24 protein-coding genes are annotated in these 24,404 nt (G+C 72.8%); 12 read left to right on the top strand and 12 right to left on the bottom strand.

All coding sequences use genetic code 11. The annotated features are described in order from the left end of the window. Positions 1-14 precede the first annotated feature (14 nt). Positions 15-947, bottom strand: coding sequence for a DUF3027 domain-containing protein (locus JKV81_RS09140; RefSeq protein WP_202075355.1), 933 nt, complete (start codon positions 945-947; stop codon positions 15-17). 441 nt (positions 948-1,388) lie between these two features. Here JKV81_RS09140 and JKV81_RS09135 point away from each other — a divergent pair, with 441 nt between their 5' ends. The 4 genes from JKV81_RS09135 to JKV81_RS09120 are packed head-to-tail and all read left to right on the top strand — an operon-like array spanning position 1,389 to position 4,960. Next, positions 1,389-2,828 (top strand): MFS transporter, encoded by a 1,440-nt coding sequence (locus JKV81_RS09135; RefSeq protein ID WP_124274098.1) that lies wholly within the window; start codon positions 1,389-1,391, stop codon positions 2,826-2,828. A gap of 27 nt (positions 2,829-2,855) precedes the next feature. Then, a complete protein-coding gene (locus tag JKV81_RS09130) occupies positions 2,856-3,338 on the top strand; it encodes a DUF2771 domain-containing protein (protein WP_129264940.1) in 483 nt (160 codons plus the stop codon). Between the two features lie 37 nt (positions 3,339-3,375). Then, the gene (locus tag JKV81_RS09125) at positions 3,376-4,089 is read left to right on the top strand and encodes a futalosine hydrolase (RefSeq protein ID WP_202075354.1); all 714 of its coding nucleotides are present in this window, start codon (positions 3,376-3,378) and stop codon (positions 4,087-4,089) included. Beyond that, positions 4,061-4,960, top strand: a complete 900-nt coding sequence (locus JKV81_RS09120; RefSeq protein ID WP_129264938.1) for a 1,4-dihydroxy-6-naphtoate synthase — start codon at positions 4,061-4,063, stop codon at positions 4,958-4,960. The genes JKV81_RS09125 and JKV81_RS09120 overlap by 29 nt, the downstream gene beginning before the upstream one ends. Before the next feature lie 43 nt (positions 4,961-5,003). On the opposite strand, the gene JKV81_RS36665 is transcribed toward JKV81_RS09120, so the two are convergent. Continuing rightward, a complete protein-coding gene (locus JKV81_RS36665) occupies positions 5,004-5,387 on the bottom strand; it encodes a cold-shock protein (RefSeq protein ID WP_014154805.1) in 384 nt (127 codons plus the stop codon). A gap of 166 nt (positions 5,388-5,553) precedes the next feature. Between JKV81_RS36665 and JKV81_RS09110 the strand changes: the two genes are divergently transcribed. Next, a complete protein-coding gene (locus JKV81_RS09110) occupies positions 5,554-5,790 on the top strand; it encodes a hypothetical protein (RefSeq protein WP_129264937.1) in 237 nt (78 codons plus the stop codon). Between the two features lie 51 nt (positions 5,791-5,841). On the opposite strand, the gene JKV81_RS09105 is transcribed toward JKV81_RS09110, so the two are convergent. After that, positions 5,842-6,468 (bottom strand): HAD family hydrolase, encoded by a 627-nt coding sequence (locus JKV81_RS09105; protein ID WP_202075353.1) that lies wholly within the window; start codon positions 6,466-6,468, stop codon positions 5,842-5,844. Between the two features lie 99 nt (positions 6,469-6,567). Between JKV81_RS09105 and JKV81_RS09100 the strand changes: the two genes are divergently transcribed. The 5 genes from JKV81_RS09100 to JKV81_RS09080 all read left to right on the top strand — a co-directional run bounded on the left by JKV81_RS09100 (position 6,568) and on the right by JKV81_RS09080 (position 11,211). After that, positions 6,568-7,122 carry a hypothetical protein gene (locus tag JKV81_RS09100; RefSeq protein ID WP_202075352.1) on the top strand — a complete coding sequence of 185 codons (555 nt, stop codon included), beginning with the start codon at positions 6,568-6,570 and terminating at the stop codon, positions 7,120-7,122. A gap of 118 nt (positions 7,123-7,240) precedes the next feature. Continuing rightward, on the top strand, positions 7,241-8,251 hold the full coding sequence (locus JKV81_RS09095; RefSeq protein WP_129264934.1) for a FecCD family ABC transporter permease: 1,011 nt from the start codon (positions 7,241-7,243) through the stop codon (positions 8,249-8,251). Next, complete coding sequence (locus tag JKV81_RS09090) at positions 8,248-9,333, top strand: FecCD family ABC transporter permease (RefSeq protein ID WP_124274090.1); 1,086 nt, start codon at positions 8,248-8,250, stop codon at positions 9,331-9,333. Before JKV81_RS09095 ends, JKV81_RS09090 begins: the two co-directional genes overlap by 4 nt. Continuing rightward, positions 9,330-10,223, top strand: coding sequence for an ABC transporter ATP-binding protein (locus JKV81_RS09085; RefSeq protein WP_129264932.1), 894 nt, complete (start codon positions 9,330-9,332; stop codon positions 10,221-10,223). Before JKV81_RS09090 ends, JKV81_RS09085 begins: the two co-directional genes overlap by 4 nt. 1 nt (position 10,224) lies before the next feature. Then, entirely contained in the window at positions 10,225-11,211 is a 987-nt protein-coding gene (locus JKV81_RS09080) for an ABC transporter substrate-binding protein (protein ID WP_202075351.1), read from the top strand. A 74-nt stretch (positions 11,212-11,285) separates the two neighbouring features. Here JKV81_RS09080 and JKV81_RS09075 read toward each other — a convergent pair whose 3' ends face one another. The 3 genes from JKV81_RS09075 to JKV81_RS09065 form a co-directional block, all read right to left on the bottom strand. Then, the gene (locus tag JKV81_RS09075) at positions 11,286-11,834 is read right to left on the bottom strand and encodes a TetR/AcrR family transcriptional regulator (RefSeq protein WP_099174042.1); all 549 of its coding nucleotides are present in this window, start codon (positions 11,832-11,834) and stop codon (positions 11,286-11,288) included. A 12-nt stretch (positions 11,835-11,846) separates the two neighbouring features. Then, positions 11,847-12,428, bottom strand: coding sequence for a sugar O-acetyltransferase (locus JKV81_RS09070; protein WP_129264930.1), 582 nt, complete (start codon positions 12,426-12,428; stop codon positions 11,847-11,849). A 71-nt stretch (positions 12,429-12,499) separates the two neighbouring features. Beyond that, positions 12,500-13,720: a hypothetical protein gene (locus JKV81_RS09065; RefSeq protein ID WP_202075350.1), complete on the bottom strand. Its 1,221-nt coding sequence runs from the start codon at positions 13,718-13,720 to the stop codon at positions 12,500-12,502. A 63-nt stretch (positions 13,721-13,783) separates the two neighbouring features. Between JKV81_RS09065 and JKV81_RS09060 the strand changes: the two genes are divergently transcribed. Further along, entirely contained in the window at positions 13,784-16,255 is a 2,472-nt protein-coding gene (locus JKV81_RS09060; protein ID WP_202075349.1) for a helicase C-terminal domain-containing protein, read from the top strand. A 24-nt stretch (positions 16,256-16,279) separates the two neighbouring features. Here the strand turns inward: JKV81_RS09060 and JKV81_RS09055 are convergent, their stop codons facing one another. The 3 genes from JKV81_RS09055 to JKV81_RS09045 form a co-directional block, all read right to left on the bottom strand. Next, positions 16,280-17,152 carry a flagellar basal body-associated FliL family protein gene (locus JKV81_RS09055; RefSeq protein WP_202075348.1) on the bottom strand — a complete coding sequence of 291 codons (873 nt, stop codon included), beginning with the start codon at positions 17,150-17,152 and terminating at the stop codon, positions 16,280-16,282. A gap of 90 nt (positions 17,153-17,242) precedes the next feature. Beyond that, positions 17,243-18,016 (bottom strand): uracil-DNA glycosylase, encoded by a 774-nt coding sequence (locus JKV81_RS09050; protein WP_202075347.1) that lies wholly within the window; start codon positions 18,014-18,016, stop codon positions 17,243-17,245. Positions 18,017-18,081: 65 nt separating this feature from the next. Further along, positions 18,082-19,572, bottom strand: a complete 1,491-nt coding sequence (locus tag JKV81_RS09045; protein WP_202075346.1) for an MFS transporter — start codon at positions 19,570-19,572, stop codon at positions 18,082-18,084. Positions 19,573-19,674: 102 nt separating this feature from the next. On the opposite strand from JKV81_RS09045, the gene JKV81_RS09040 reads away from it, so the two are divergent. Next, positions 19,675-20,565, top strand: a complete 891-nt coding sequence (locus JKV81_RS09040) for a helix-turn-helix transcriptional regulator (protein ID WP_202075345.1) — start codon at positions 19,675-19,677, stop codon at positions 20,563-20,565. Between the two features lie 22 nt (positions 20,566-20,587). On the opposite strand, the gene JKV81_RS09035 is transcribed toward JKV81_RS09040, so the two are convergent. The 3 genes from JKV81_RS09035 to JKV81_RS09025 are packed head-to-tail and all read right to left on the bottom strand — an operon-like array spanning position 20,588 to position 23,852. Beyond that, positions 20,588-21,307, bottom strand: coding sequence for a hypothetical protein (locus JKV81_RS09035; protein ID WP_307820505.1), 720 nt, complete (start codon positions 21,305-21,307; stop codon positions 20,588-20,590). Then, entirely contained in the window at positions 21,304-21,609 is a 306-nt protein-coding gene (locus tag JKV81_RS09030; protein WP_129264923.1) for a hypothetical protein, read from the bottom strand. The genes JKV81_RS09035 and JKV81_RS09030 overlap by 4 nt, the downstream gene beginning before the upstream one ends. Positions 21,610-21,635: 26 nt before the next feature. Beyond that, positions 21,636-23,852, bottom strand: coding sequence for a glycoside hydrolase domain-containing protein (locus JKV81_RS09025; RefSeq protein ID WP_129264922.1), 2,217 nt, complete (start codon positions 23,850-23,852; stop codon positions 21,636-21,638). Positions 23,853-24,404 lie beyond the last annotated feature (552 nt).

Here is a 24,404-nt window from a genome sequence, read left to right as displayed (position 1 = left end):
AGCGGCCAGGAGCGTCAGGAGTGGCCGAGGTCGTCCGTCGAGCCGTCCGTCCGGTCCGGCACCGAGCCGGAGTCGTCGGCCGGACGCAGCGAGTAGTCGTCCACCCGCATCGTGTCCAGCGCGTGCGGCGCGGGCTTCGGCGGCTTCGGCATGACCGCCGCCTCGGAGTGCCCCCCGCAGCCGTACGCCAGGGAGACCACCCGGCCGTCCGCCGGGGCGAACTCGTTCGCGCAGACCCCGAAGGCCTGCTTGAGCGAGCCCGCCATCGGCACCAGGAACGCACAGGTGACGCACGAGGCCGGCGCGGCCTGCGCCATGGGCGTCTTCGCGCCGAACTCCTCGTCCCAGCGGTCCGCCGCCAGCCGCAGCCCGTACCGGGACAGCACCCGCGCCCGCCGGGTGCCCAGCTCGTCCGCGACCGCGGCGATCGAACCGCGGCTCGTGCCCGGCCGCGTCGTCAGCTCCGCGTCCTCGGCGTCGGCGAGGGCGGCGAGCTCCTGGGACACCTCGGAGACCGGGGAGTTCGGCAGGGGCTCGTCCTCGCCCGTCCAGCCGGGCTCCAGGCGCGGGTCCTCCGCCTCGGTGGGCAGCAGGTCGCCGGGGCCCATGTCGCCGGGCCGCAGCCGCTCGCTCCAGGGCACCCACTCCGGGGCGAGGAGGGCGTCGGACCCGGGCAGCAGCACCGTTTCGTCAAGGGTGACGTTCTTGGCGCGGGAGGCCCTGGCGACCGTCACCGCCCAGCGCCAGCCCCGGTAGCCGGGCTCCTTGGACTCGAAGTAGTGCGTGACGACCCGGTCCCCCTCGGAGACCAGGGCCACGTGCTCACCCACCACTCCTGGGGCGGCAGCCTCTTCCGCGGCCGCGCGTGCGAGGTCTACCGCCTCGGCGCACAGACGGTCAGGGGCGGGGGTACGGGCCGTACGGCTTCGCGTCGTCGCAGCACTCACAGGTCTCGCTTCTCTCCATACGCCGTCTCACGAGCGCGCCAGCAGCTCCATCGATGTCCGATTTCGGCCATGACAGTTGTGGGCGGAGCGGACCTGGGGGCCGCGTCGACGTCCACACCCGTTGTGCCTGCCTCGGGCGCGCCTTCTGCCACCCATTCTGCGGGATCGCGGAGAGGCGCGCGGCCAAGAACAACCGCCGGTGGCGCGTGAGTGCACGCTACCCTCTCCGCCGCCCCGCGCCCACCTGCCCGTCCCAAACAGGACCGGAACCCGTGCGGATCGGCGGTGACCGGCCGCCGGGCGCGGCCGGTGGCCGCCCCGGCCCGGGGGTGCGTACCGGCCATTTCCCGGCCGGGTCCGACTCACCCGACGGAGCGGACGACGCCGCGCCCCGGCCCGATCATGGGTTCGTGACGGCGGGGGGTGGGGCACTATGACCACGTGGCTGCCGCCAGGTCGTCCGACGGATCCGGTCCGCTCCGCAGGGCGGGCCGGGCGATGGCCCGTGCCCTGCGGGCCCCGTTCACCGGCACCGCGCGGGGCATCAGGAAGGCGACCCACGCCCACGGGGCGGGCGAGTCCGGCCTCGGCAAGCTGATCGAGCTGCACGCGGTCAACGGCGCCGGGGACGTCATGATCACCGTGGCGCTCGCCTCGACGGTCTTCTTCTCCGTGCCGACGGACGAGGCGCGCGGGCGCGTCGCCCTCTACCTCGCCGTGACCATGGCTCCCTTCACGCTGCTCGCCCCGGTGGTCGGCCCGCTCCTGGACCGGCTGCCGCACGGCCGCCGCGCCGCGATGGCCGGCGCGATGTTCGCGCGGGCGGTGCTCGCGATCACGATGTCCGGCGCGGTGGCCACGGGCGGCCTGGAGCTCTATCCGGCGGCCCTGGGCGTCCTGGTCTGCTCGAAGGCGTACGGGGTGGTGCGCAGCGCCGTGGTGCCCCGTCTCCTGCCGCCGCGCTTCTCCCTGGTGAAGGCCAATTCGCGGGTCACCCTGGCCGGGCTGCTGGCCACCGGTGTCGCGGCGCCGATCGGGGCGGGGCTGCAGAGCATCGGGTCCCCCTGGCCGCTCTACGGCGCCTGCGCGATCTTCCTCGGCGGGACCGTCCTCGCCTTCACGCTGCCCCACAAGGTCGACTCCGCGAAGGGCGAGCGCAAGGCCCGCCTCGTCGTCCCGCACGAGGAGGCGGCGCTCCCGCCGGTCAGCACGGCGAAGGACGCGAAGGGCGGCAGGACCGGCAGCACCTGGGCCGCGAGGAGACGGAACGGGCGGGAGAAGCCGCCGGGGCTGCGGTCCGTCGGGCCGTCCGTGCTGCACGGTCTCCAGGCGAACGCCGCGCACCGCGCGCTCTCCGGCTTCCTCATCTTCTTCCTGGCGTTCCTGCTGCGCGAGCACCCCCTGGCGGGGCAGAGCGCCGCCGTCTCCCTCGGCATCGTCGGGGTCGCGGCGGGCGCCGGGAACGCGGCCGGCACGGCGGTGGGCTCCTGGCTCAGGGCGCGCGGCCCGGAGGTGATCGTCGCGACGGTGCTGGGGCTCGCCCTGGGGGTCGCCGTGCTCACCGCGGTGTTCTTCAGCACGGTGATGGTCGCCGCCCTCACCGCGGTCGCCGGGTTCACCCAGGCCCTGTCGAAGCTGTCGCTGGACGCGATGATCCAGCGCGATGTGCCGGAGGAGGTGCGTACGTCGGCCTTCGCCCGGTCCGAGACGCTGCTCCAGATGTCCTGGGTGGTGGGCGGTGCCATCGGCATCGCGCTCCCCCTCAACGGAGTACTCGGCATCTCCGTCGCCGCGGGTCTCCTCGCGCTGGGCGCCGTGGCCTCCGTACGGGGCCTCCTGGGGGCCGCGCGGCGCGGCTCACCGCACCCCCGCGTGGCATGAGCGGGTCCGACCGATAGCCTTCGGCCCATGACCGTTGCGTTCTTCTCCGGTAAGGGCCGTCGAATCGGCGTCGCTCTTGGTGCCGTGTCCGCGGGACTCCTTGTCCTGTCCGCCTGCGACAAGCCGACGCCGCTCGCCACCGTGACGGTCGGCGACAACTCGGTGAGCACCGAGGCCGCCTGCTACAACGACGGCGACGCGCTCAAGGAGTCCGAGGTCCAGGGCTGCCTGAACAAGAAGGCGGAGAAGTCCGTCAAGGTCGCGATGGACGACAAGGTCCGCTTCGGCGTCGACCCCGAGATCGCGGACCACGGCTGGACCCTCTTCATCAACGGCCAGCAGGCCGAGCAGGAGCCGTACAAGAAGACCTACCGGTCGATCCCCGGCAGCGCCTTCTTCGCCAGCCAGACGGGCGAGACCACGGCGGACAAGACGCAGGTCAGCATCGTCGAGACCAAGGGTCAGAAGCTCACGGGCGTCTGGCACTTCCAGCTCACGAAGACCTCCTGACCCTCCGACCGACCCCCTGAACCCGAGGATCTCCACCGTGCGGGTGCTCGTCGTGACCGCTGTCCCGGCCGAACGGGACGCGGTCACGCGCGCGTTCGGGGACGGGCCGCGGATACGTGAGGTGCCGGGCGCCGAGCTGCACCTGGCCGGCCCCTTCGACGTCCTCGCGGGCGGCGCGGGCCCGGCCGCGGCGGCGGCCGCCACCGCCTGCGCCCTGGCCGCCGCGTCCACCCCGTACGCAGCCGTCGTCTCGGCCGGTATCGGCGGCGGTTTCGCACCCGCCGCGCCCGTCGGCTCGCTCGTCGTGGCGAGCTCCGTCGTCGCCGCCGATCTGGGCGCCGAGACCCCGGACGGCTTCGTGCCCGTCACCGGTCTCGGCTTCGGCAGGGACACCTTCCTGCCGCCCGAGGCCCTCGTACGGGACGTGGCGGAGGCCACCGGCGCCCTGCCGGGCACCGTCCTCACCGTCTCCACCGTGACCGGCAGCGCGGCCCGCACCGCCGAGCTGCTGGCCGCACATCCCGGAGCCGTCGCCGAGGCCATGGAGGGCTTCGGCGTCGCGGAGGCCGCCGCCAGGTTCGGTGTGCCGGCGCTGGAGCTCCGGGCCGTCTCGAACGCCGTGGGGCCGCGCGACCGCGCGGCCTGGCGCATCGGGGACGCCCTGGCGGCGCTCACCGAGGCGTTCGGGAAGACCGCACCCGTAGTGGAAAGTTGGACCCGGCATGACCGAATCGACCGACACCGTGACTGACACCGCGACCGGCTCCGCCTCGCTCCCCGCGCTGCGGATCGCCTTCTCGCCGTGTCCGAACGACACCTTCGTCTTCGACGCCTGGGCGCACGGAAGGGTCCCCGGCGCGCCCGCCCTCGACGTCACCTTCGCCGACATCGACCTCACCAACGGCATGGCCGAGCGCGGCGAGCTGGATGTGCTGAAGGTGTCGTACGCCGTCCTGCCGTGGGTGCTCGACGAGTACGCGCTGCTGCCGTGCGGCGGGGCCCTGGGGCGCGGCTGCGGGCCGCTCGTCCTCACGAAGGAGCCGGGCACGGACCTGACGGGGAAGACGGTCGCCGTGCCGAGCGAGCGCTCCACGGCCTATCTGCTGTTCCGGCTGTGGGCGGCCGAGGTCGTGCCGGACGGGGTGGGCGAGATCGTCGTCATGCCGTTCGACGAGATCATGCCGGCGGTGCGCGACGGCCGGGTGGACGCCGGGCTCGTGATCCACGAGGCCCGCTTCACCTACCAGAACTACGGGCTGCACAGCCTCGCCGACATGGGCGAGCACTGGGAGTCGACCACCGGCCTGCCGATCCCGCTGGGCGCGATCATCGCGAAGCGCTCACTGGGCGAGGAGACGCTGAACCGGCTGTCGGAGTCGATCCGTACGTCGGTGCGGATGGCCTGGGACGACCCGGAGCGCTCACGCCCGTACGTCCTGGAGCACGCCCAGGAGATGGACCCGGCCGTGGCCGACCAGCACATCGGGCTGTACGTGAACGAGTTCACCGCCGACCTGGGCGAGAACGGCTACGCGGCGATCCGGGGGCTGCTGACCCGGGCGGCGGCCGAGGGCCTCGTGCCGGCGCTGGCCCCCGACGCGTTCTCCGTCACCGGGCGCTGAGGCGGGCGGGCCGGGCCGCACGGGCCCGGCCACCGGCCCCCGGTCAGACGTCGAGCTGGTCGGCGACGGCCCTGAGCAGGCCGGCGATCTTCGCACCGGCCGCCTTGTCGGGGTAGCGGCCCCGCTCCAGCAGCGGTGTGATGTTCTCCAGGACCGTCGTCAGGTCCTGCACGATCGAGGCCAGCTCGTCCGGCCTGCGCCGCTGTGCGGCGGCGACGGACGGGGTCGGGTCGAGGATCACCACGGAGAGGGCCTGGTCACCGCGCTGGCCCGCGACCACACCGAACTCGACGCGCTGACCGGGCTTGAGCGCCTCGACGCCGGCCGGGAGGACGGAGGAGTGGACGAAGACGTCGGCGCCGTCGTCGCGCGAAAGAAAGCCGAAGCCCTTTTCCGAATTGAACCATTTGACCTTACCCGTGGGCACGTCTGTCCTCGTCCTCGTACTCGTCGGTGCGCGGGAGAGCCGTGAAACGGCTCCGGATAGCAGTACAGCGGGTCTTCCGACCCGCCATGCCCCAGGCTAATGGTCCAGGGGCCGGACACAAGACGTCGCCGAACGGTTCCGCCGAGCTGGGAACTACCCTGACCGGGTGAGTACTACTCCTTCCGGCGCAGGCGACCGGCTCGTTCAGGTCGGCGCGATCGTCTTCTTCATCGGCGCACTGGCCACACTGGTCACTGTGGCCCCGTTGTTCCTGGGCACCGACCCGTTCCCGTCCGCCGCCTACGCGGTGTGCATGCTGATGGGCCTGGGCTTCCTGATCGCCGCCGCGGGGGTGGTGCGGTCGGTGTGGAAGAACTCCCCGAAGCGCGCCGCCACGAGGTAGCCGCCCGGATTCCGCCCACAGGGCCGGGCGTCGGGTGTCAGGCGTCGGGCGTCAGGCCGCCGCGAAGGTCCGCAGCCAGGCGGGGAACTCCGTGAGGTCCGGCAGGATCACATCGGCGCCGGCCGTCCGCAGCTCCGCCTCGTCGCACGGGCCGGTGGTGACCGCGACCGACAGGGCGTTCGCCGCGCGCGCCCCGCGGACGTCCCCGGTGTGGTCGCCGACGTAGATCCGCGCACCGTGCTCCAGGAGGGCTTCCGCCTTGCCCTCGGCCCAGAGCCCGCCGATCAGCACGTCCGCCTCTATGCCGAGGTGCGCGAGGTGGAGCTTGGCGTTCGGCTCGTACTTGGCGGTGACGACCATCGCCCGCCCGCCGAGCGCCTGGACGGCCTCGACGGCCTCCCGCGCGCCCGGGAGCGCGGTCGACGGGGTGATCGCGGTGTCCGGGTAGATCGCGCGGTACCGGTCGCAGGCCTCGTCGATCGCGTCGGCCGGGAACCAGTTCCGCATCTCGTCCTGGAGCGGCGGCCCGAGCCGGCTGACGACCAGATCGGTGTCGATGTACACACCCGTCTCGGCGGCCAGTACCTCGTAGGCGACCTTGATCCCGGGCCGCGAGTCGATGAGCGTCATGTCGAGGTCGAAACCGACCGTCAGGCTGGGTGAAGGCATGCGACCCATTGTGCAGGTCCCCCGAACCGGCCGGCCGGGCCGTCCACGGCGCGAACCGGACGCGTCCGCTCCCCTGCCGTGCCAAGCCCGCGCCCCCGAGGAAGGCCCTTGACCCCGTACTCCCTGGCGTTCTACGTCCATGCCGTCACCACCGGCACCGTGCTCGGCCTCCGGCCGGACGACTCCCCCGAGCGCGTCGCCTCCGTCCTGGGGCCCGGCTTCGCCGAGAGCGACTTCGGCGGCAGGGCCATGTGCCGTGACTACGGCCTGGCCGAGTTCCACTTCCACCGCGCACGGGCCCGCGACCCCTGGGAGGGGCACCACTTCACCCTCCAGGTGCACCGGCTCGCCCACCGCGCCCGCACCGTCCCGGGCGAGGAGCTCCGGGCCCGCTACGGACGGTTCGCACCGCGGCTCCGGTTCGAGAAGCTGCGGCGTCTGCTGGACCGGCGGGGCGTGCCGCTGGTGGAGGTCCCGGAGTACCCGGGCAACGCGCCGTACTACCGCACCTTCTGGCAGCCCGCCTCGCTGACGGCCGTCTCCTTCGTCGCCGTCCACGGCCCGTACAGCACGCCCGGCGCCCTGCGGCCCGGCGACGTCCACAGCTGCCGGGCGCCCGTGACCGCCCGGGAGGTGGAGCTGCGTACGGCGCGGGCGCGGTGACGAAGGGGGCGGGTGCCCTGACCCGGTCCACAGGGCACCCATAGACTTAGCCAAGCCTTACCTCGCAACATCCCGCTCCCCCGCACTCCCTGGTTCTCGCTCACCCCGATTGGTTCCGATGGCAGCCGCCGCTCCACGCCTGTCCCGACGCGCGACGGCGATCGCCGTCGCCGTCGTCGCCCTGCTGCTCGCCGTCCTGCTCAGCCTCGCCGTGGGGGCCCGGACCATCGCGCCGTCGGCGGTCCTCGACGCCCTGCTGCACGGCGGGCACTCCGACGCCGCCGAGGTGATCCGGCAGATGCGGGTGCCGCGCACCGTGATCGGGCTGATGGTCGGTGCGGCGCTCGCCCTCGCGGGCACCGTGCTCCAGGGCATCACCCGTAACCCCATCGCCGACCCGGGGATCCTCGGGATCAGCCAGGGCGCCTCGGTGGCCGTCGTCCTGGCCATCGCCTACGCCGGGGTCCACACCCTCACCGGCTATGTGTGGTTCGCGTTCGCGGGCGCCGCCGTCGCGTCCGTCGCCGTGTACGCCATCGCCGCCCGGGGCCGGGGCGGTGCGACGCCGGTGAAGCTCGCGCTGGGCGGCGCCGCGATCAACGCGCTGCTGGTGTCGGTGACGATGGCGGTGCTCACCACCAAGGCGTCGGCGCTGGACGAGTTCCGCTTCTGGCAGGTGGGATCGATCGCCGGCCGGGAGGCCCAGGTCGCCCAGCAGATCTGGCCGTTCCTGCTGATCGGCGCCGTCCTCGTGGCGTCCGTGGCGCGCGGGCTCGACGCGCTGGCGCTGGGCGACGACGTCGCGAAGGGCCTGGGGCAGAACGTGGCGGCGGTCCGCATCGTCGGCGGCATCGGCGCCACCGTGCTCACCGGCGCGGGCGTCGCGGCGGCCGGGCCGATCGCCTTCGTCGGCCTCGCGGTGCCGCACATCGCCCGCGCGATCGTCGGCGGCGACCACCGCTGGGTGCTGCCGATGGCGGCGCTCGTCGGGCCCGTGATGCTCCTGGTCTCCGATGTCGTCGGCCGGGTCCTGTTCCCGCCGGGCGAGGTCCCGGCGGGCGTGATGACGGCGCTGATCGGCGTCCCGTTCCTGGTCACCCTCGTACGCCGGAAGGCGGTGCCCGCATGAGCGCGGACACGGCAGTGCCCGTACGGACCCCGGTCCGTCCCGCCGGCTACCGGGTCGTACGGGTCGGGAAGCGGGCCCGGTTCCTGCTCCACCGGCGGGCCGCGCTCGTCGCGGTGGCCCTCGTCGTCCTGCTGGCGGCGGTCTGTGTCGCCTACCTCTGCACCGGCGAGAGCTTCGTGGCGCCCGCGGAGGCGGTGAAGGTCGTCCTCGGGCAGCCCTCCCCGGACGAGCTGGTCGTGGGCACCCTGCGGCTGCCCCGCATGGTCGTCGGGCTGCTCGTCGGCGCGGCCTTCGGGATCGCCGGGGCGCTGATCCAGACCGTCGCCCGCAACCCGCTCGCCAGCCCCGACATCATCGGCATCAGCCAGGGCGCGAGCGCGCTCACCGTCGGCGCGATGACCTTCGGCCTCACCTCGTACACCGTCCTGCCCTACCTGTCCGTCGTCGGCGGGATCGCCGCCGCCGCGCTGGTGTACGTCTTCGCGTGGCGCGGCGGGCTCCACGCGACCCGGTTCGTCCTCATCGGGATCGGCTTCGCGATCGCCCTGCGCTCGGTGACGACCCTGTTCCTGACCAAGGGCGACTACCTGGTCGCCCAGCAGGCGCAGATCTGGATGACGGGCTCGCTCAACGGCCGCGGCTGGGACGAGGCCGCCCCCATCGGCTGGGCCCTGCTCGTCCTGCTGCCCGCCGTGCTGTGGGCGGCCCGCGCGCAGCGCACCGTGTCGATGGACGACGACACCGCGACGGCGCTGGGCGTACGCCTCGGGCGCGTACGGCTGGGGCTCGTCGCCCTCGGGGTGGTCCTGGCGTCCGTGGCGACGGGCACGGCGGGGCCGGTCGACTTCGTGGCGCTGCTCGCCCCGCAGATCGCGCGGCGGATGACGCGTACGGCGCAGATCCCGCTGCTGTGCTCGGCGCTGCTCGGCGCCGTGATCGTCGTCCTCGCCGATCTGCTGGCCCGCAGGCTCTTCTCCCCCACCGAGCTGCCGGTGGGCGTGCTGACGGCGGCGGTCGGCGCCCCGTACCTGATCTGGCTGATCATCCGTGGCCACGGTGGCCGCACTGGAGGCAACGCATGACCACGACCTGTCCCACGGACGCCGACACCACGACGCCGTCCAGGCTCACGGCGCGCTTCCTGACCCTCGCCTACGAGGACCGCACCGTCGTGCACGAGCTGGACCTCGCCGTGCCCGACGGGCGCGTGACGGTGATCGTCGGCCCCAACGCCTGCGGCAAGTCGACGACGCTGCGCGCCCTGGGCCGGCTGCTGAAACCGGCCGGCGGATCGGTGCTCCTGGACGGTACGGAGCTGGCGCGCATCCCCACGCGCACCATCGCCAGGTCGGTCGGACTGCTCCCGCAGAGCCCGGTGGCGCCCGAGGCGATCACCGTCTCCGATCTGGTCGCCCGGGGCCGCCAGCCGCACCAGCGCTGGTGGCAGCAGTGGTCGGACGAGGACGAGCGCGCGGTCACGGACGCCATGGAGCGTACGGACATCACCGCGCTCGGCGACCGGCCGGTGGACGAGCTGTCCGGGGGCCAGCGGCAGCGGGTGTGGATCGCGATGGCCCTCGCGCAGGACACCGATCTGCTGCTGCTCGACGAGCCGACGACGTATCTCGACATCGCCCACCAGGTCGAGGTCCTGGACCTGGTGCGCCGGCTGGCCGCCCCGGCGGCGGACGGCACCCGGGGGCGGACCGTCGTCACCGTCCTGCACGACCTCAACCAGGCCGCCCGGTACGCCGACCACCTCGTCGCCATGAAGGCGGGGCGCATCGTCGCGGAGGGGCGCCCCGAGGACGTGGTCACCGCCGGACTCGTCCGCGAGGTCTTCGGCCTGGAGGCCGTCATCGTCCCGGACCCGGTCACGGGTTCACCGCTCGTCGTACCGGGCGCTCCCTGGTCCCCGGACCGGTCCGCCCCGTCCGCCCCGTCCCCGTCCTCCTCCGGAAAGGCTCTCTGACATGCCCACAGCTCCTGCGGCTCGTCTGCTCGTCACCGGTTCGCTGGCCCTGGCCACCGCACTGGCCCTCACCTCCTGCTCGTCCGACTCCGGCTCCGGCTCGGACTCCAACTCCGGCGGCTCGACCTCCGACGGCAGGACCCACGCGGTCGCCACCGCCATGGGCAACGTCAAGGTCCCGGTCGCCCCGAAGCGGGTCGTCGTCCTGGACACCGCCGAGCTGGACTCCGCGCTCACCCTCGGTGTCACGCCGGTCGGCGCCACGCACACCGGCACGGAGTCGGGCTACCTGAGCTACCTGCCCCAGGAGAAGGTCGCCGGCATCAAGGACGTCGGCGAGATGATGACGCCGAACCTGGAGGCCATCGCGGGGCTGAAGCCCGACCTGATCCTCACCAGCAAGATCCGCCACGGCGACAAGTACGACGAGCTGTCCAAGATCGCGCCGACGGTCATGACGGAGAACACGGGCTACCCCTGGAAGGAGAACTTCCAGGTCCACGCCAACGCGCTCGGCAAGGTCCCGGCGGCCGAGAAGGTCATCGCCGCGTACGGGAAGCACGTCGGCGAGGTCACCGAGGCGCTCGGCGGCAAGGAGAAGGCGGCGGCCACCGAGGTCAACATGGTGCGCTTCGTCGAGGGCGCGGACATCCGTGTCTACGGACTCGAGAACTACATCGCGACGATCCTCGCCGACGTCGGTCTGGGCCGGCCCGCGATCGTCGACAAGGCGAAGGACGGCTTCTCGTACGACGTCAGCCCGGAGAAGATCGACCAGGCGGACGCGGACGTGATCTTCCACTCGACGTACGGGGACGCCAAGAAGTCCAAGGAGACGCAGACGGTAGGCAGCGGCCTGTGGAAGAACATGGCCGCGGTGAAGAGCGGCAAGGTGTTCCCCGTCGAGGACGAGCTGTGGATCCAGGGCATCGGCTACACGGCGGCGGACAAGATCCTCGACGAGCTCCGGGCCGACCTGACGAAGTGAGGTAGCGGCTGAAGCCTGTGGGGCGCGGTGTCAGGTCCGCGCCCCACAGGCGGTTCGGGGAGGGCTCGTCGGCCTTACGACGGGCCCGGGGTCATGCGCAGCACCGCGAGCCGCGTCAGCTCGCGGTCCTGCGGCTCGGTGTCGAGGGCCCGGTGCAGGGCGAGCCCCTCGATCAGGGCGTCCAGCGTGCGCGCGGTGTCCGGGTCGAAGTGCTGCTCCAGCAGACGGCGGCTGCGGTTCATCCACGCGTGGGTCAGCTCGCGGTACTCGTCGCGCCGGGCGGCCAGCGTGTAGAGCTCCTGGGTGAGGACGAGCTCCCGGCGGGGGCCTTCGGAGAGCACGTGGATGAGGTCGGTGACCGCCTCACGGGCCTGCTCGGGGGTCTCGGCGCGGCCCAGGTACAGCTCGAAGACGGCCACGATGTGGTCGGCGAAGCGGGTGAAGGCCTCGCGCAACAGGTCGTCGATGCCGTCGAAGTGATACGTCATCGAGCCCAGCGGGACATCGGCACGTACGGCGATCTTGCGGTGGGAGACGCCCGCGACCCCCTCCTCGGCGATGTGGTCGAGCGTGGCGGCGAGGATGCGTTCGCGCCGCTGCGGATCCGTGCGTCCGGTGGCCATGGAGCGGCCGGCTCAGACGCTGCGGACGACGCGGGCGGGGTTGCCCACGGCGACGACGTCGGCGGGGATGTCCTTCGTGACGACGGCTCCCGCACCGATCACGGAGTTGTCGCCGATGCTCACCCCGGGGCACACGATGACGCCGCCGCCGAGCCAGACGTTGTCCCCGATGGTGATGGGGAGCGCGGCTTCGAGCTTGTCCCGGCGAGGCCCGGGCTCCACGGGGTGGGTGGGGGTGAGGAGCTGGACGTTGGGCCCGATCTGGCAGTCCTCGCCGATCGTGATGCGTGCGACGTCGAGTGCGGTGAGGTGGTAGTTGACGAAGGTCCGGGCGCCGATCGTGATGTTGCTGCCGTAGTCGACGTACAGCGGCGGGCGCAGGTCGACCCCTTCGCCCACGGAGTCCAGCAGCTCGGCCAGGACGGCCCTGGCGGCCTCGGCGTCCTCGGTGTGGGCGGCCTGGAAGCGGGCCGCGAGGCGCATCGCCCGCTGCTGGCGCTCGGCGATCTCCGGATCGTCGGCGATGTAGAGGTCGCCCGCGAGCATGCGCTCCAGGTTGGTGCGCGGATCGTTGGCGAAGTAGTCCGTCGGCATGCGTGCGATCGTACCCCGACGAGGTGTACGAACGTACGCTCCACTCTCCCGCCCGCGCGCCGGCGCCTCCCTCACCCCGCCAGCCTGCGGGACCGCCACACCAGGTACAGCGCCGACGTCACCGCCGCCACGCGCACCACCACCGGCCAGACGTCCGACATCGCGTCCCCGACCGCGCCCTCGGCGAGGGGTTCGCCCCAGCGGCCGTCCATCCGCCCCCAGAGCCAGACGAAGGCCCCGGCCACGACCACGCCCGGCAGGCCCATAGCGACCCACTTGGCCTCCGCGCGCGAGAACTTGCGCGAGCTGTACGCCAGCAGCCAGCCGCCCGCGAGCGCCAGCCACTGCCCGGACACGGCGCCGGCCACCAGCAGCGCGGCGGCCACCAGCAGCAACGGGTTCGAGAGGCGGGGCCGCACGGCCGCCACCTCGCCGTCCGCGAGGACCCGGCGGCGGCGCAGCCGCAGCTTCCACCGGGGGCGGGCCACCACGGGCGGCGCGGCCTGCTCCCCGCCCGCCGCCGGCCCCGGCTCCCCCTCCTCGTCCTCGGCCGGGACACGCGGCCCCTGGGGCTTCCGGAGGCCCGGGGCGCTCGGCAGCCCGAAGAGCTCCGGGCTCTCCAGCCCGCCCACGAAGCCGGGGACCGCCGTGCCCGGGCCCATGGCGCCCGGCATGCCCTGGTCGCCCTGCCCGTCGTCACCGAAGGGGCCCGGCTCGATCCGCCACCACTCGGGTCCGGCCTCCGAGGGGGCCTCGCCCAGGCCCGCCATGTGCGGCGCGGACGCCGACGGCCAGTCGGGGACCGGCGCACCGTCCACAGGGCGCTCGGGGGACGTGTCCGCGGACACGGATTCCGTACGGCGTGAGGGCTTCGCGGACTCCCCGGGCCCCCCGGACTCTCCGGACCTGCTGGCCTTCCCCGGCTCCCCCGGCTCCGGCGACGCGCCCTTGCGTGAAGCGGCTTTCCGGAGCACGCTCCGCCGCGCCCGCGGCACCCCGCGCGCTTCCGTGGCGCCCGCGCCCGCGTCCGCCCGGGGCTGCGGCAGAGGGACCGCGCCGTCGCCCGACTCGGCCGCCGCGGCGACGAGTTCACCCGGGGCGCCGAGCCGGCCGAGGATGCGCCGGACCACCGCGGGGGAGTCCGAGCCGTCCGTGCCGCGCTGCCGGTCGATCTCGCCCCGGAGCGTCGCGACGAGTCTCATCCGGGCGCCCGAGGACAGCTGTTGCTGCTGCGCCAGGTCACCGACCCGGCTGAGATAGTCGTAGACGAGCTGGTCGCTCTCGATCCCCACGCGAACCTTCTCCCTCCGCTGCCCTGCCCCGACGGTAGCGTTCCAGGGGCTACCGTGGGACGGATGGGGACGACCACACCACCGCGCACGCTCGCCGAAGCCCTGCGCGCCCGGGGCGACGAATCGCTGGCAGGGCTGCTGCGTGCCCGCCCCGACCTGCTCAGCCCCGTGCCGAACGACATCACCCAGCTGGCGACGCGGGCCGGCACGCGCGCCTCCGTCGTCCGTGCGCTGGAGCACCTCGACCGCTTCGCCCTCCAGACCGCGGAGGCACTGGCGGTGGCGCCGGACCCGGCACCGTACGACACGCTGCTCGCGCTTCTCACCGGCGACGGCCAGGACGACGGCGACGGGCGCGACGACGCGGGCGCCGCGATCACCGCCGCGCTGCCCACCGCCCTGACGACCCTGCGCGAACAGGCCCTGGTCTGGGGCGAGGACACCGGGCTGCACCTCGTCCGCACGGCGCGCGAGCTGCTGGCACCCTCCCCGCAGCACCCCTCCCCCACGGGACTCGGCCCGACGGTCTCCGAGGCCACGGCCGGGATGTCGCCCGGCCGGCTCCAGGAGATCCTGGCCGACGCCGGACTGCCCGCCACCCACGACCCGGTGTCCGCCGTCGCCGCCCTGGCCGGGCTCTTCACCGACCGCACCAGGATGGCCGAGCTGCTGGACACCGCCCCCGTCGAGGCGCTGTCCGTGCTCGACCGGCTGGTCTGGGGCCCGCCGTACGGGGAGGTCACCCCGAACCCCGCCCCGCCCGTGCAATGGCTGCGCGACCGCGGGCTGTTGCTGCCCGTGTCGACGCGCACGGTCGTCCTGCCGCGCGAGGCGGCGCTGCACCTGCGGGCCGGCCGCGCCCACCGCACCCCCGAGCCCGTGCCGCCGGAGCTCGTCGCGGCGGCCGAGCGGGATCCCCAGGCTGTGGACAGAGCCGCGGCCGGCCAGGGCTTCATGGCGCTGTCCACCGTCGAGGAGCTGCTGAAGCTCTGGAACGACGGCGGCCCCGCCATACTCCGTGCCGGCGGTCTGAGCGTGCGCGAGCTGAAGCGTGCCGCCGCCGCGCTCGACGTCACCGAGCCCGTCGCCGCCTTCTGGATCGAACTCGCCTACGCGGCGGGCCTGCTGGCCTCCGACGGCGAGACCGACGAACGGTACGCGCCGACGCCCGCCTCCGACGAGTGGCTCGACCTCCCCGCCCAGGACCGCTGGGCCCACCTCGCCACCGCCTGGCTCGCCGCCACCCGCACCCCGGGCCTCATCGGCGGCCAGGACGCCAAGGGGCGTGCGCTGTCCACGCTCGGCCCCGACCTGGACCGCTCGGCCGCCCCCGAGGTACGCCGCCGGGTCCTCGCCCTGTTCGCCTCGCTCCCGCCGGGCACCGCGCCCGACCCGCAGACCCTGCTCGCCCGGCTCCGCTGGGAACGGCCGCTGCGCGCCTCGGCAACGGGCGGACCGACACCCCAGGGCGACGCCTCCGACCTCCGCTCCCGGATCGCCCTGTGGACGGTCAACGACGCGGAGCTGCTCGGGATCACCGGCCGCGGGGCGCTCTCCTCCCAGGCCCGCGCCCTGCTCGACGAGGGCCCCGAGGCCGCCGCCGCCCGCCTCGCCCCGCTGATCCCGGAACCCCTGGACCATGTGCTGCTCCAGGCCGACCTGACGGCGGTCGCCCCCGGCCCGCTGGAGCGCCCGCTCGCCGACATGCTCTCGGTCCTCGCCGACGTCGAGTCCAAGGGCGGCGCGACGGTCTACCGCTTCACCCCCGGCTCCGTACGCCGCGCCCTCGACGCCGGTCGGGCCGCGACGGACCTGCACGCCTTCCTGGCCACCCACAGCCGTACGCCGGTGCCCCAGCCGCTGAGCTACCTCATCGACGACGTGGCGCGCCGCCACGGCCATCTGCGGATCGGCGCCGCCTCCGCGTACGTACGCTGCGACGACGAGGCCGTGCTCAACGAGATCCTGGCCGACAAGCGTTCCGCGACCCTGCGGCTGCGCCGGCTCGCGCCGACCGTCCTGGCCGCGCAGGCCGACCCCGGCTCGCTCCTCGAAGGGCTGCGCGAGATGGGGTACGCCCCGGCCGCCGAGTCCGCCGAGGGCGATGTCCTGATCACGCGCGCCGGCGCCCGCCGCACTCCGCCCCGTACGCCGCCCACGCCGGTCCCCGAGGGCCCGCCGGTCCCGGACGCCACACTGCTGACGGCGGCGGTCCGGGCCATCCGGGCCGGCGACACCGCCGCCAGGGCCGTGCACCGGGAGTCCGCGGACGCGGGCTCCGCCACGGCGGGCTCCCTCCCCCGGACGACCGCCGCCGAGACCCTGGCCACGGTGCAGGCGGCGGCGATGACCGGCTCGGCCGTCTGGATCGGCTACGTCAACGCGGACGGCGCGGCCAGCCAGCGGGTGATCGCCCCGGTCAAGGTGGAGGGCGGCTTCGTGACGGCGTACGACCACACGGCCGACGAGGTCAGGACGTATCCGCTGCACCGGATCACGGGCGTCGCGGAGCTCGCCGACGACCAGGCGACCTGACCCGGTCCGCCCGGTTCCGGGGCGTCACTCGGGTTCGAGGTCCCGGGCCCGCTCGAAGGTCTCCGTGCCGGTGGCGCCCTTCTTCCACTCGACGGACAGCGTGTCCCCGGTCTGCTCCAGATTGCCGATGCGGTCCTTGGACTTGACCCGGACCCCGTCCTCCTTGCAGAGCAGGGCCATCTCCAGGAAGTCGCCGCTCTCGTCCTTCTGCCACCGGCCCTCGCAGTCCAGGCCGTCGGCGGTGGTGAGGACCGCGTTGATCCGGGCGGGCTCGTCGAGGTACTCCTCGCCCAGCCCCAGCATCGTGGAGCCGGAGGTCCGCCAGACGGCCTGGAGCCCGGTCCCGGTGGGCGTGGGCGCCACCGAGGGCGAGGGTGACTCCTCGGGCGGCGTCTCCTCCGACCCGCTCGGGGCCGCGGAGACCGAGGGGGAGGCCGAGGCGCTCCCCTCGGCGACGGGCCCCTTGGGGTCGTCCTCACCGCCGGTGCCGAGCGCGAACCACACCCCGCCGCCGATCAGGACGAGCGCCACGAGAGCGGCGCCCACGATCAGCGGGGTACGGCGCTTGCCCGGGGCCGGGGGCAGCGGTGTCCCCGGCCCCTGGGGCGGCGGAGGATACGCACCGTACGGCGGAGGCTGCGGGGGCTGCTGAGGCTGCGCGTGCTGCTGGGTCGCGTAGGGGTTGTCCGCCACGGGCTGTCCCCCGTACGGATTCCCGGACCCGGCCTGCGCCGGTTCGTACGGCTGCGCGGGCGGCTGAGCGGGCGGGGGCGCGTACGGCTGGGCGGGCGGGGGCGCGTACGGCTGCGCGGGCGGGGGCGCGTACGGCTGCGCGGGTGGTTGCGCCGGCGGCCGGCCGTCGGGCTGCTGCGGTGGCCAGGGTGGCGGCTGTGACATGGCGTTCCTCCCCCGCGGCCGGCGCCCTGCCGACGCGACAACCCTTTCTACCAGCCGTTCCTGACGGCCGGTCGGCCGAGGGGAAGACCGTCACGCGGCCAGGAGCCCGCCGACGGTCGCGGCCTCCCGGAGCACGTCGACGAGCATCGGCATGGTGAGCCGCCCCGTGAACGTGTTGCGCTGGCTCGGGTGGTAGCTGCCCAGCAGGTGCAGTTCCTGCCTGCGCTCCGTGGCAGGCAGCACGACATGCGCCCCGTGGCCGAAGGCCGGACGGGGGCGCGGCAGCTGCCAGCCCGCCTCGACGAGCACCGGCAGCACCGCCTGCCAGCCGAATCCGCCGAGGACCACCACCGCGCGCAGCCCCGGGCTCAGCAGCTCCAGCTCGGCGGCCAGCCAGGGCCGGCAGGTGTCGCGCTCCCCCGGGGTGGGCTTGTTCGCCGGGGGCGCGCAGTGCACGGGCGAGGTGAGCCGTACGCCGCGCAGGGTGAGCCCGTCCTCCGCGTGGAGGGACGTCGGCTGCGAGGCGAGGCCCAGGCTGTGCAGCGCGACGAAGAGGAAGTCACCGGTCGCGTCACCGGTGAACATCCGGCCGGTCCGGTTCCCGCCGTGCGCGGCGGGCGCGAGCCCGACCACCGCCACGGTCGCGTCCGCCGGCCCGAAGCCGGGAACGGGCCGCGCCCAGTAGTCCCAGTCCCGGAAGGCCGCCCGTTTGGCCGCGGCGGTCTCCTCCCGCCAGGCCACCAGCCGGGGACAGGCCCGGCACTGCGTGACGAGGGCGTCCAGCTCGCCCAGGCCGGAGCAGCGCGGCGCGTGCCGGGCCGGAAAGTCCGGCCCGTCCGCCCCCGCCGTCCCCGCTCCGTCCATGCCTCCACGCTACGGGCCCGGCGGGTCGGCGCCGTAGCGGGACGCCGAGTCCACCATCTTGATCATCACGCGGTGGATCCCGGCTCGGGGCGCGTCGGGATCATGTCCGGCCCGCCCGCTCCGGCCCGTGCGACACGGGTGGCCAGGAAGGCGAAGGCCAGGGCCAGGACGGCCTGTACGGTCACCGCGACGGCGAAACCGTGCGGGAGCCCGGCGGCGGGACCGCCCGGCGTCGCGGAGGCCGCGGCGTGGAAGACGCCGCCCAGGAGCGCCACACCCAGACCGAGGCCGAGTTGCTGCAGCGTGGTGAAGAGTCCGCCGGCGACACCCGCCGCCCAGGTCGGTGTGCGGGACAGGACCGTGCGGAGCACCGGCCCGTACATCAGGGCCTGGGAGACACCGAGCAGGATCAGCAGGGGCTGGAGGGCGGGAGGGGGCGCTCCGTGGGTGCCGTTCACGGTGACGGCGAGGCTCAGGAGCACCGCCGTCTGCCCGAGGGCCGCACCCGTCATCGTCCAGCGTCCGGTGCGGCGTTCCACGGCCGGGAGGGCGAGGGCGGTGACGACGAACGCCGCGCCGAACCCGAGCAGCATCACGACGGCTCCCCAGGCGTCCACGCCGAACGTGCCCTGGGAGAGCGCCGAGAACTCGTACAGGAAGGCCCCGTACCCGGTAAAGAACAGCAGCGTCATGATCATGCCGTGGCGTACGGCGGGGGTGCGCAGCACGCTCGGCGGCACGACGGGCAGCGCGCCGCGGCGTTCGGCGGCGCGCTGCGAGCGGGCGAAGACGGCGAGCACCGCACCGCCCGCGGCCGGCATCGCGAGCACCGGGGCGAGGCCGCCCGCACCGGTGCCGAGCGTCAGCGGCACGACGACGAGCAGCAGGCCCGCCCCGAGGAGCGCGGCCCCGCGGAGGTCGAGCGCGAGCGGCGCCGTCGAGCGCGACTCCGGCACGGCACGAAGGGCGAGCAGGGCCGCCGCCCCCACCGCTCCGGTGATTATCTGGACGAGCCGCCAACCCCAGTGGTCACCCGCGGCCTGGGCGACGGCGCCCGCGAGGAGCTGTCCGGTGATGGTCGCGATGCCGCTGACGGCGGCGAACAGGGTGACGCCCAGCGCCCGCAGCTTCTCGGGCGCCGTGGACTGGATGGTGGACAGGACCTGCGGGGTGAACAGGCCTGCGGCGATGCCCAGTACGGCGCGCAGCACCACGAGCGTGGCCAGGTTCGGCGCGAGCGCGGCGAGGACGGAGGCCACGCCGAACGCACCGGCGCCGGCCGCGAGCAGCCGGCGCCGTCCGAACCGGTCCCCCAGCCGCCCCGCGACGACGAGGGTCGCGGCGAACGCCGTGGTGTAGGCGGACAGCACGAGCTGCCCGCCCGACGCGGTCACGCCGAGGTCCTCGGTGATCGCGGGTTCGAGCAGGTTGACCGACCCGAACGTCATGTTCACGGGCAGGTAGGCGACGAGCAGGACGGCGAGGCCGGTGCCGGTGAGGGAACGCGCCGGGTGCGGCGCCACGGGGGACGCGACGGGATCGGTGTACGTGGTCATGACCACGACCCTGCGCCTCGCGCCATCCTGGTACCAGGAGCCTGTTCATAGGGGTACCGGCACTACCTGGATCCACCGGCACCGAGGCATGACACTGGGGTGGTGACCACTTCGGCATCCGACCGCAGCGCCCTCGGCGCCTTCCTGCGCGCCCGCCGCGCCCGCGTCGCCCCCGGTGACGTGGGCCTGCCCGTGAGCGGGCGGCGCCGCACACCGGGTCTGCGGCGCGAGGAGGTCGCGCAGCTCGCCGGCGTCGGGGTCACCTGGTACACGTGGCTCGAACAGGGGCGCGCCAGGAACGCGTCCGACCAGGTGCTGGACGCGGTGGCACGCGCCCTGCGCCTGGACCCCGCCGAGCACCGGCACCTGAGGGTGCTCGCGGGCCGCGGCACGGCCCCCGAGCCGGGGCCGCCCATGGACCTGCGCCCCGAGCACACCGCCGTCCTGGCCAAGCTGCTGCCGTACCCGGCCGCCGTGCAGACCGACTGTTACGACCTGGTCGCGGCCAATCGCACCTACCGGTACCTGTTCGCCGACCTGGACGCGTACCCGGTGGAGGAGCGCAACTGCGCCTGGCTGATGTTCACCGAGCCGAGCTGGCGCAACAGCCTGGTCGACGAGGACACCGTCCTGCGTGAGATCACCGCGAAGCTCCGCAACCGCCAGCCGGAACACCGCGACGACCCCCGGTGGAACGCGCTGATCACCCGTCTGCGCCAGGAGTCGCCCGACTTCGTGCGGCACTGGGAGTCGTACGAAGTCGTGGGCGACCGCACCCAGCTGCGCCGCTACGTGTCACCGCGCGTCGGCGCCCTCGACGTCCAGTTCCAGAGCCTGTGGCTGGACCGGGCACGGGGCGAACGGATCATCGTCATGACGCCCACCGACGACGGCACCGCTCAGCGTCTGGAACGCCTCGACTCGCTGGTCGGCGCCGCCCCGGCGTGGACCGCCCGGAGCGACGCCGCCGACGGATCGGCCGCCGGGGCCTGAGGGGGTCAGCCGTGCACGCGGTTCAGCTCTTGCGCTGTTCCGCGGCGAGGCGGCCGGCGCGTTCCTGCCGGGACCGCGCCATGACGTTCACGGCACTGCCGGCGCCGAGACCCGGAGTGACTTCTCCCTTGCGGAGTCTGGTGGCCAGTCGACGGATCTGCGGATCGTCGGGGCCGCGATCGAGGTAGAACAACGACTCGTCGACCTGGGAGTCGTCACCGCCCCAACGGACTGTTCCCTCGCAGTCGGCGAGGATGTCACGCAGCACGATTTCCTGGAGCGGGAAGAAGCTTCCCCGGGCAGCGGCACCGGGGCGGATACGCACAGCCGTACCGGAGGAAAGATTCGATTCCGGTCTCTTCTTGTTCACACTGCCGATCGCCTGCCAGCCGGCCAGACCGGCACCATGAAGCTGCTCGACTTCGTAGTGAAAACGTCGGATGACATGGAGCAGAATGGTTTCCGCGTCCCCGATCCGGACGTCGAAGTCCAGTCCGGTGCCGGGCACGGGCCGGGTCCACACGGTGGAGACATGGTTCGCCTGCTCCACCAGGGGCCAGCCGTTGGCGGATGTGGGCAGGTCGGCCGGCTCACTTGCCGTCGCCTTGCCCGTCGCGGCTGTCGCCACGCCCGGAGTCAGAGAAGCCACAGCCGCCGCGGTGGTGATGACGCCGGCCTGGATCAGCACGGTTCGCCTGGAGAACCCGGATTTTTCGAGCTTCACGTCTTCGATTCCCTTCACGGGTAAATGATGATGAGTGCCGTGGTCGGCAGGAGAGTGCCCAGGACGCCGAGCAGCCAGTAGGTGCGGGGCGTGAGCGAACTTCGGCGGGCGAGCGGCCTGTTGACGGCCGACCAGAGCAGGGCGTACAGGCCGACGACGGGTACGACGATCACCAGCCAGAGCGCCATTCCGTCGTTCTCCTCGGCCGGCGGACCTGACACCCAGCTCGCCGCGAGAAACCACAGCAGCCAGAACGGGACCACTGCGGGGATACCGAGAAGCAGATTTGCCGCCAGGACTGCGGGCCACCGTCCGGTCATCTCTCCGACTTCCTTACGTGCCCGCGTCACACGGCACGCGAGAGGGCGTTGTAGTTCTCCAGAACCCTGTACAGGCCCATCAGTTCCGCTCCGTACTGCTCGGCCGCGGGGCCCGTCCCGTTGTAGCGGCCCAGCACGGCTTCGGCGACGTGGTCGTCGCTGGTGAGGTCCGGGCGCGGAATGCCGAGCAGTTCCGCGTTGAAGATCAGCGTGTAGGCGACGGAACGTATGTTGTACTCCTGGTCGTTGTGGAGTTTGTCCCACACGGTCTTCAGGTCGTCCTTGTCGTCGTAGTCCATGCCCGTTCCGCTGATGATGCCTTCGCCGATGCAGTAGTTGCGGGCCATGATGGCTGTCTTGGCGAAGATCTGTCCCCAGCCGGTACTGCAGTCATCCTTCTGACCGGCTTGGACAGCCGCGTCGGCGACGAAGTCGAGGGGATTGAGCTTGCGCAGTTCCCACATCACCGGAGCCTGGATCAGGGCCTTGCGAATCTTCAGCGTCCGGGCCAGTGAGGTGAAGAGCGCGTCCGTGTCGACGACCGCGTCGTAGGCCTCGGTGGTGGAGATTCCCCCGAGGGTTGCCCAGTCCGTGTCCGTCCAGCCGTCCCCTCCGGTCTCGGCGACACCGATCGACTTCAGGTAGGTCTGGACGTCGGTCAGCATCGAGGCACGGTAGGCGTCCGTGTCGAGGTCCGTGTCGATGCCGTAGAACGGGATGGGGGCGGCGAAGTCCCCCTGGCCGGTGTCGCGGCCCGAGGCGATGTTGTTGTCGATCTCGATGGATCCACTGCCCGAACCCACGGTGATGGTGGATATCTGGTCGAAGGACCACTTGGAGGGCAGCGGGTAACCGAGGTTGCCGGAGAATCCGCTGGACATGTCGGAGACCATGCACACGGACGCGTAGCCCGCGTCGACCACACGCTGGCACACGTTACGCGCGCCGTAGATGCCCACGTGGTACTGGGAGTTCTCGTTGATGGTCCGGGCGACGGCGCGGAAGTGCGGGATGACGTACGAGGTGACCTCGCCGTCCATCGCGTCGTAGTCGACCGCGAAGTAGATGACGGTGCCGGCCTTGAACCCGTGGAAGCGGGCCCAGTTGATGGCCTCGACGGCGTCTCTGGTGCCCTGGGGGGTGCTGAAGTAGTCGGCGGAGCGGCTCCACGTCTGATAGATCGGGTAGCAGCGCAGCCCGGCTTCCTTGATGTCGTACAGCTCGCCCGTCTGGATCTGCTTCTCGGGGAGGTCCCCGTCGGGGTACGGGTTGTAGAGGTAGCGGCCGACATACGCGTAACCGGCGGCCTTGAGCGCCGCGCCCTTCTCCGGAGTGATCCGGGTGACGCCGTCACAGGCCGTGCCCTTGCGTGACTGGTCCCCGTAGGAAACGAGCAGGGACGCCCAGGTGGAGAAGTCGCCTGCCCCCGTGACGGGAAGACGGGAGAACTCCTGGAAACCCACCACGGCCTGGCGCACCGCTTCGGTGAAGCTCCCGAACGCCACGGCGTTCTTGTTCAGCACCATGGCCGCGGTGAAGAGCCGTGCCCACACACCGGTCGCGTTGACGGAGGTCGAGACGGTGTGGGACTTCAGGCCGGACTGGGTTCCCGGGCCGAAGACACCGTTCGCCACGCCGTCCGCCATGCCGAGTTCGTACTGGATGGCGAACAGCATCGACTTGGCGACATCGCGGGAGTGGTAACCGTCACAGGGGATGATGTAGAAGTCCTTGCGCAGGACGTACTGGCCGTTGAGCCACTGCTGGATCGCACGGACGGTGTCCGACCCGCCACCGACGGTGGTGTACGCGTCCATGTTGAACAGACCCTTGGCCGTCTTCGGCCACAAGGCGCTGCCCGGGTAGGTGCCGTCCACGCCCATGTTCCGGTGCAGCTCGGCGACTGACGCCTGCACGCGGTCGTTGTACGTACCGTCGATCTCGCCGCCGTCGTAGCCCTTGCAGTACAGGGCGGACTGGATGATCCGGCAGAAGTTGGCCGACGGGATGTTCGTTTCGTCGATCTTGCCGTACGTGGAGGCGATGGCGGCCATCGTCGCCGGCCCGAAGGCGTCCGACAGCGCGGTGATGCCCATCTCGTACTGCAGCGCTCGGGTCAGGGCGTACATGACCGGCCAGCCGGTCTTTCCGTCCTCCGCAAGCTTGGAAATACCGAGTGTCGCACCGTTTCCATAGGTCGTGTTGATGAACCTCTGGGCGCGAAGCACCATCTCGTCAGCCATGTTGCCCTCTCGTCTTGTGTTGAGTGGAGCTCACCGGCCGGGACGCTCCGGGTAACAGCCGTCCCAGGTCGCCGCCCACGGCGCCGCGCAGGGCTCCGGGGCCGGACGGCGTAACGGCGCGCAGGTGAACGGGGTGACCCGGGCGAGGGGCAGGAGCGACCTGGGCCGCCGCCCCCACGCGTGTGGAGATCAGCATCGTGACGCGCTCCTCCTGCGGAGGCCCCAGGCATGTTCGGCCGACGTCCTGGCCGCGATGACCGGCGTTCGGGACACGGCACCGTCGATGCTGCCCATGAAGGACGAACAGGCCCTGCCGTCGGGAGCGGGACGGACCTTCGAATACACGCCCGCCGCCTCGACGCCGTTGTGCCGGTGAGACCTCAGTACATACAAGAGGGTCATCATTTTCAAGGGCGTGTGAAGGTATCTTGCAGGCCTCGACCGAAAGATCACGATCATCTCGCCGGGCACGGCTCCGGAGCGAGGACGAATGACGAACACGCGTACCGACAAACGGAGTTACCCGGGCCGGCGGCGGTCACTCCGCCGGCG

The organism is Streptomyces silvae (assembly GCF_016745505.1).
GTDB classification, from domain to species: domain Bacteria; phylum Actinomycetota; class Actinomycetes; order Streptomycetales; family Streptomycetaceae; genus Streptomyces; species Streptomyces silvae.
This window is presented reverse-complemented; position numbering and strand designations above follow the sequence as displayed.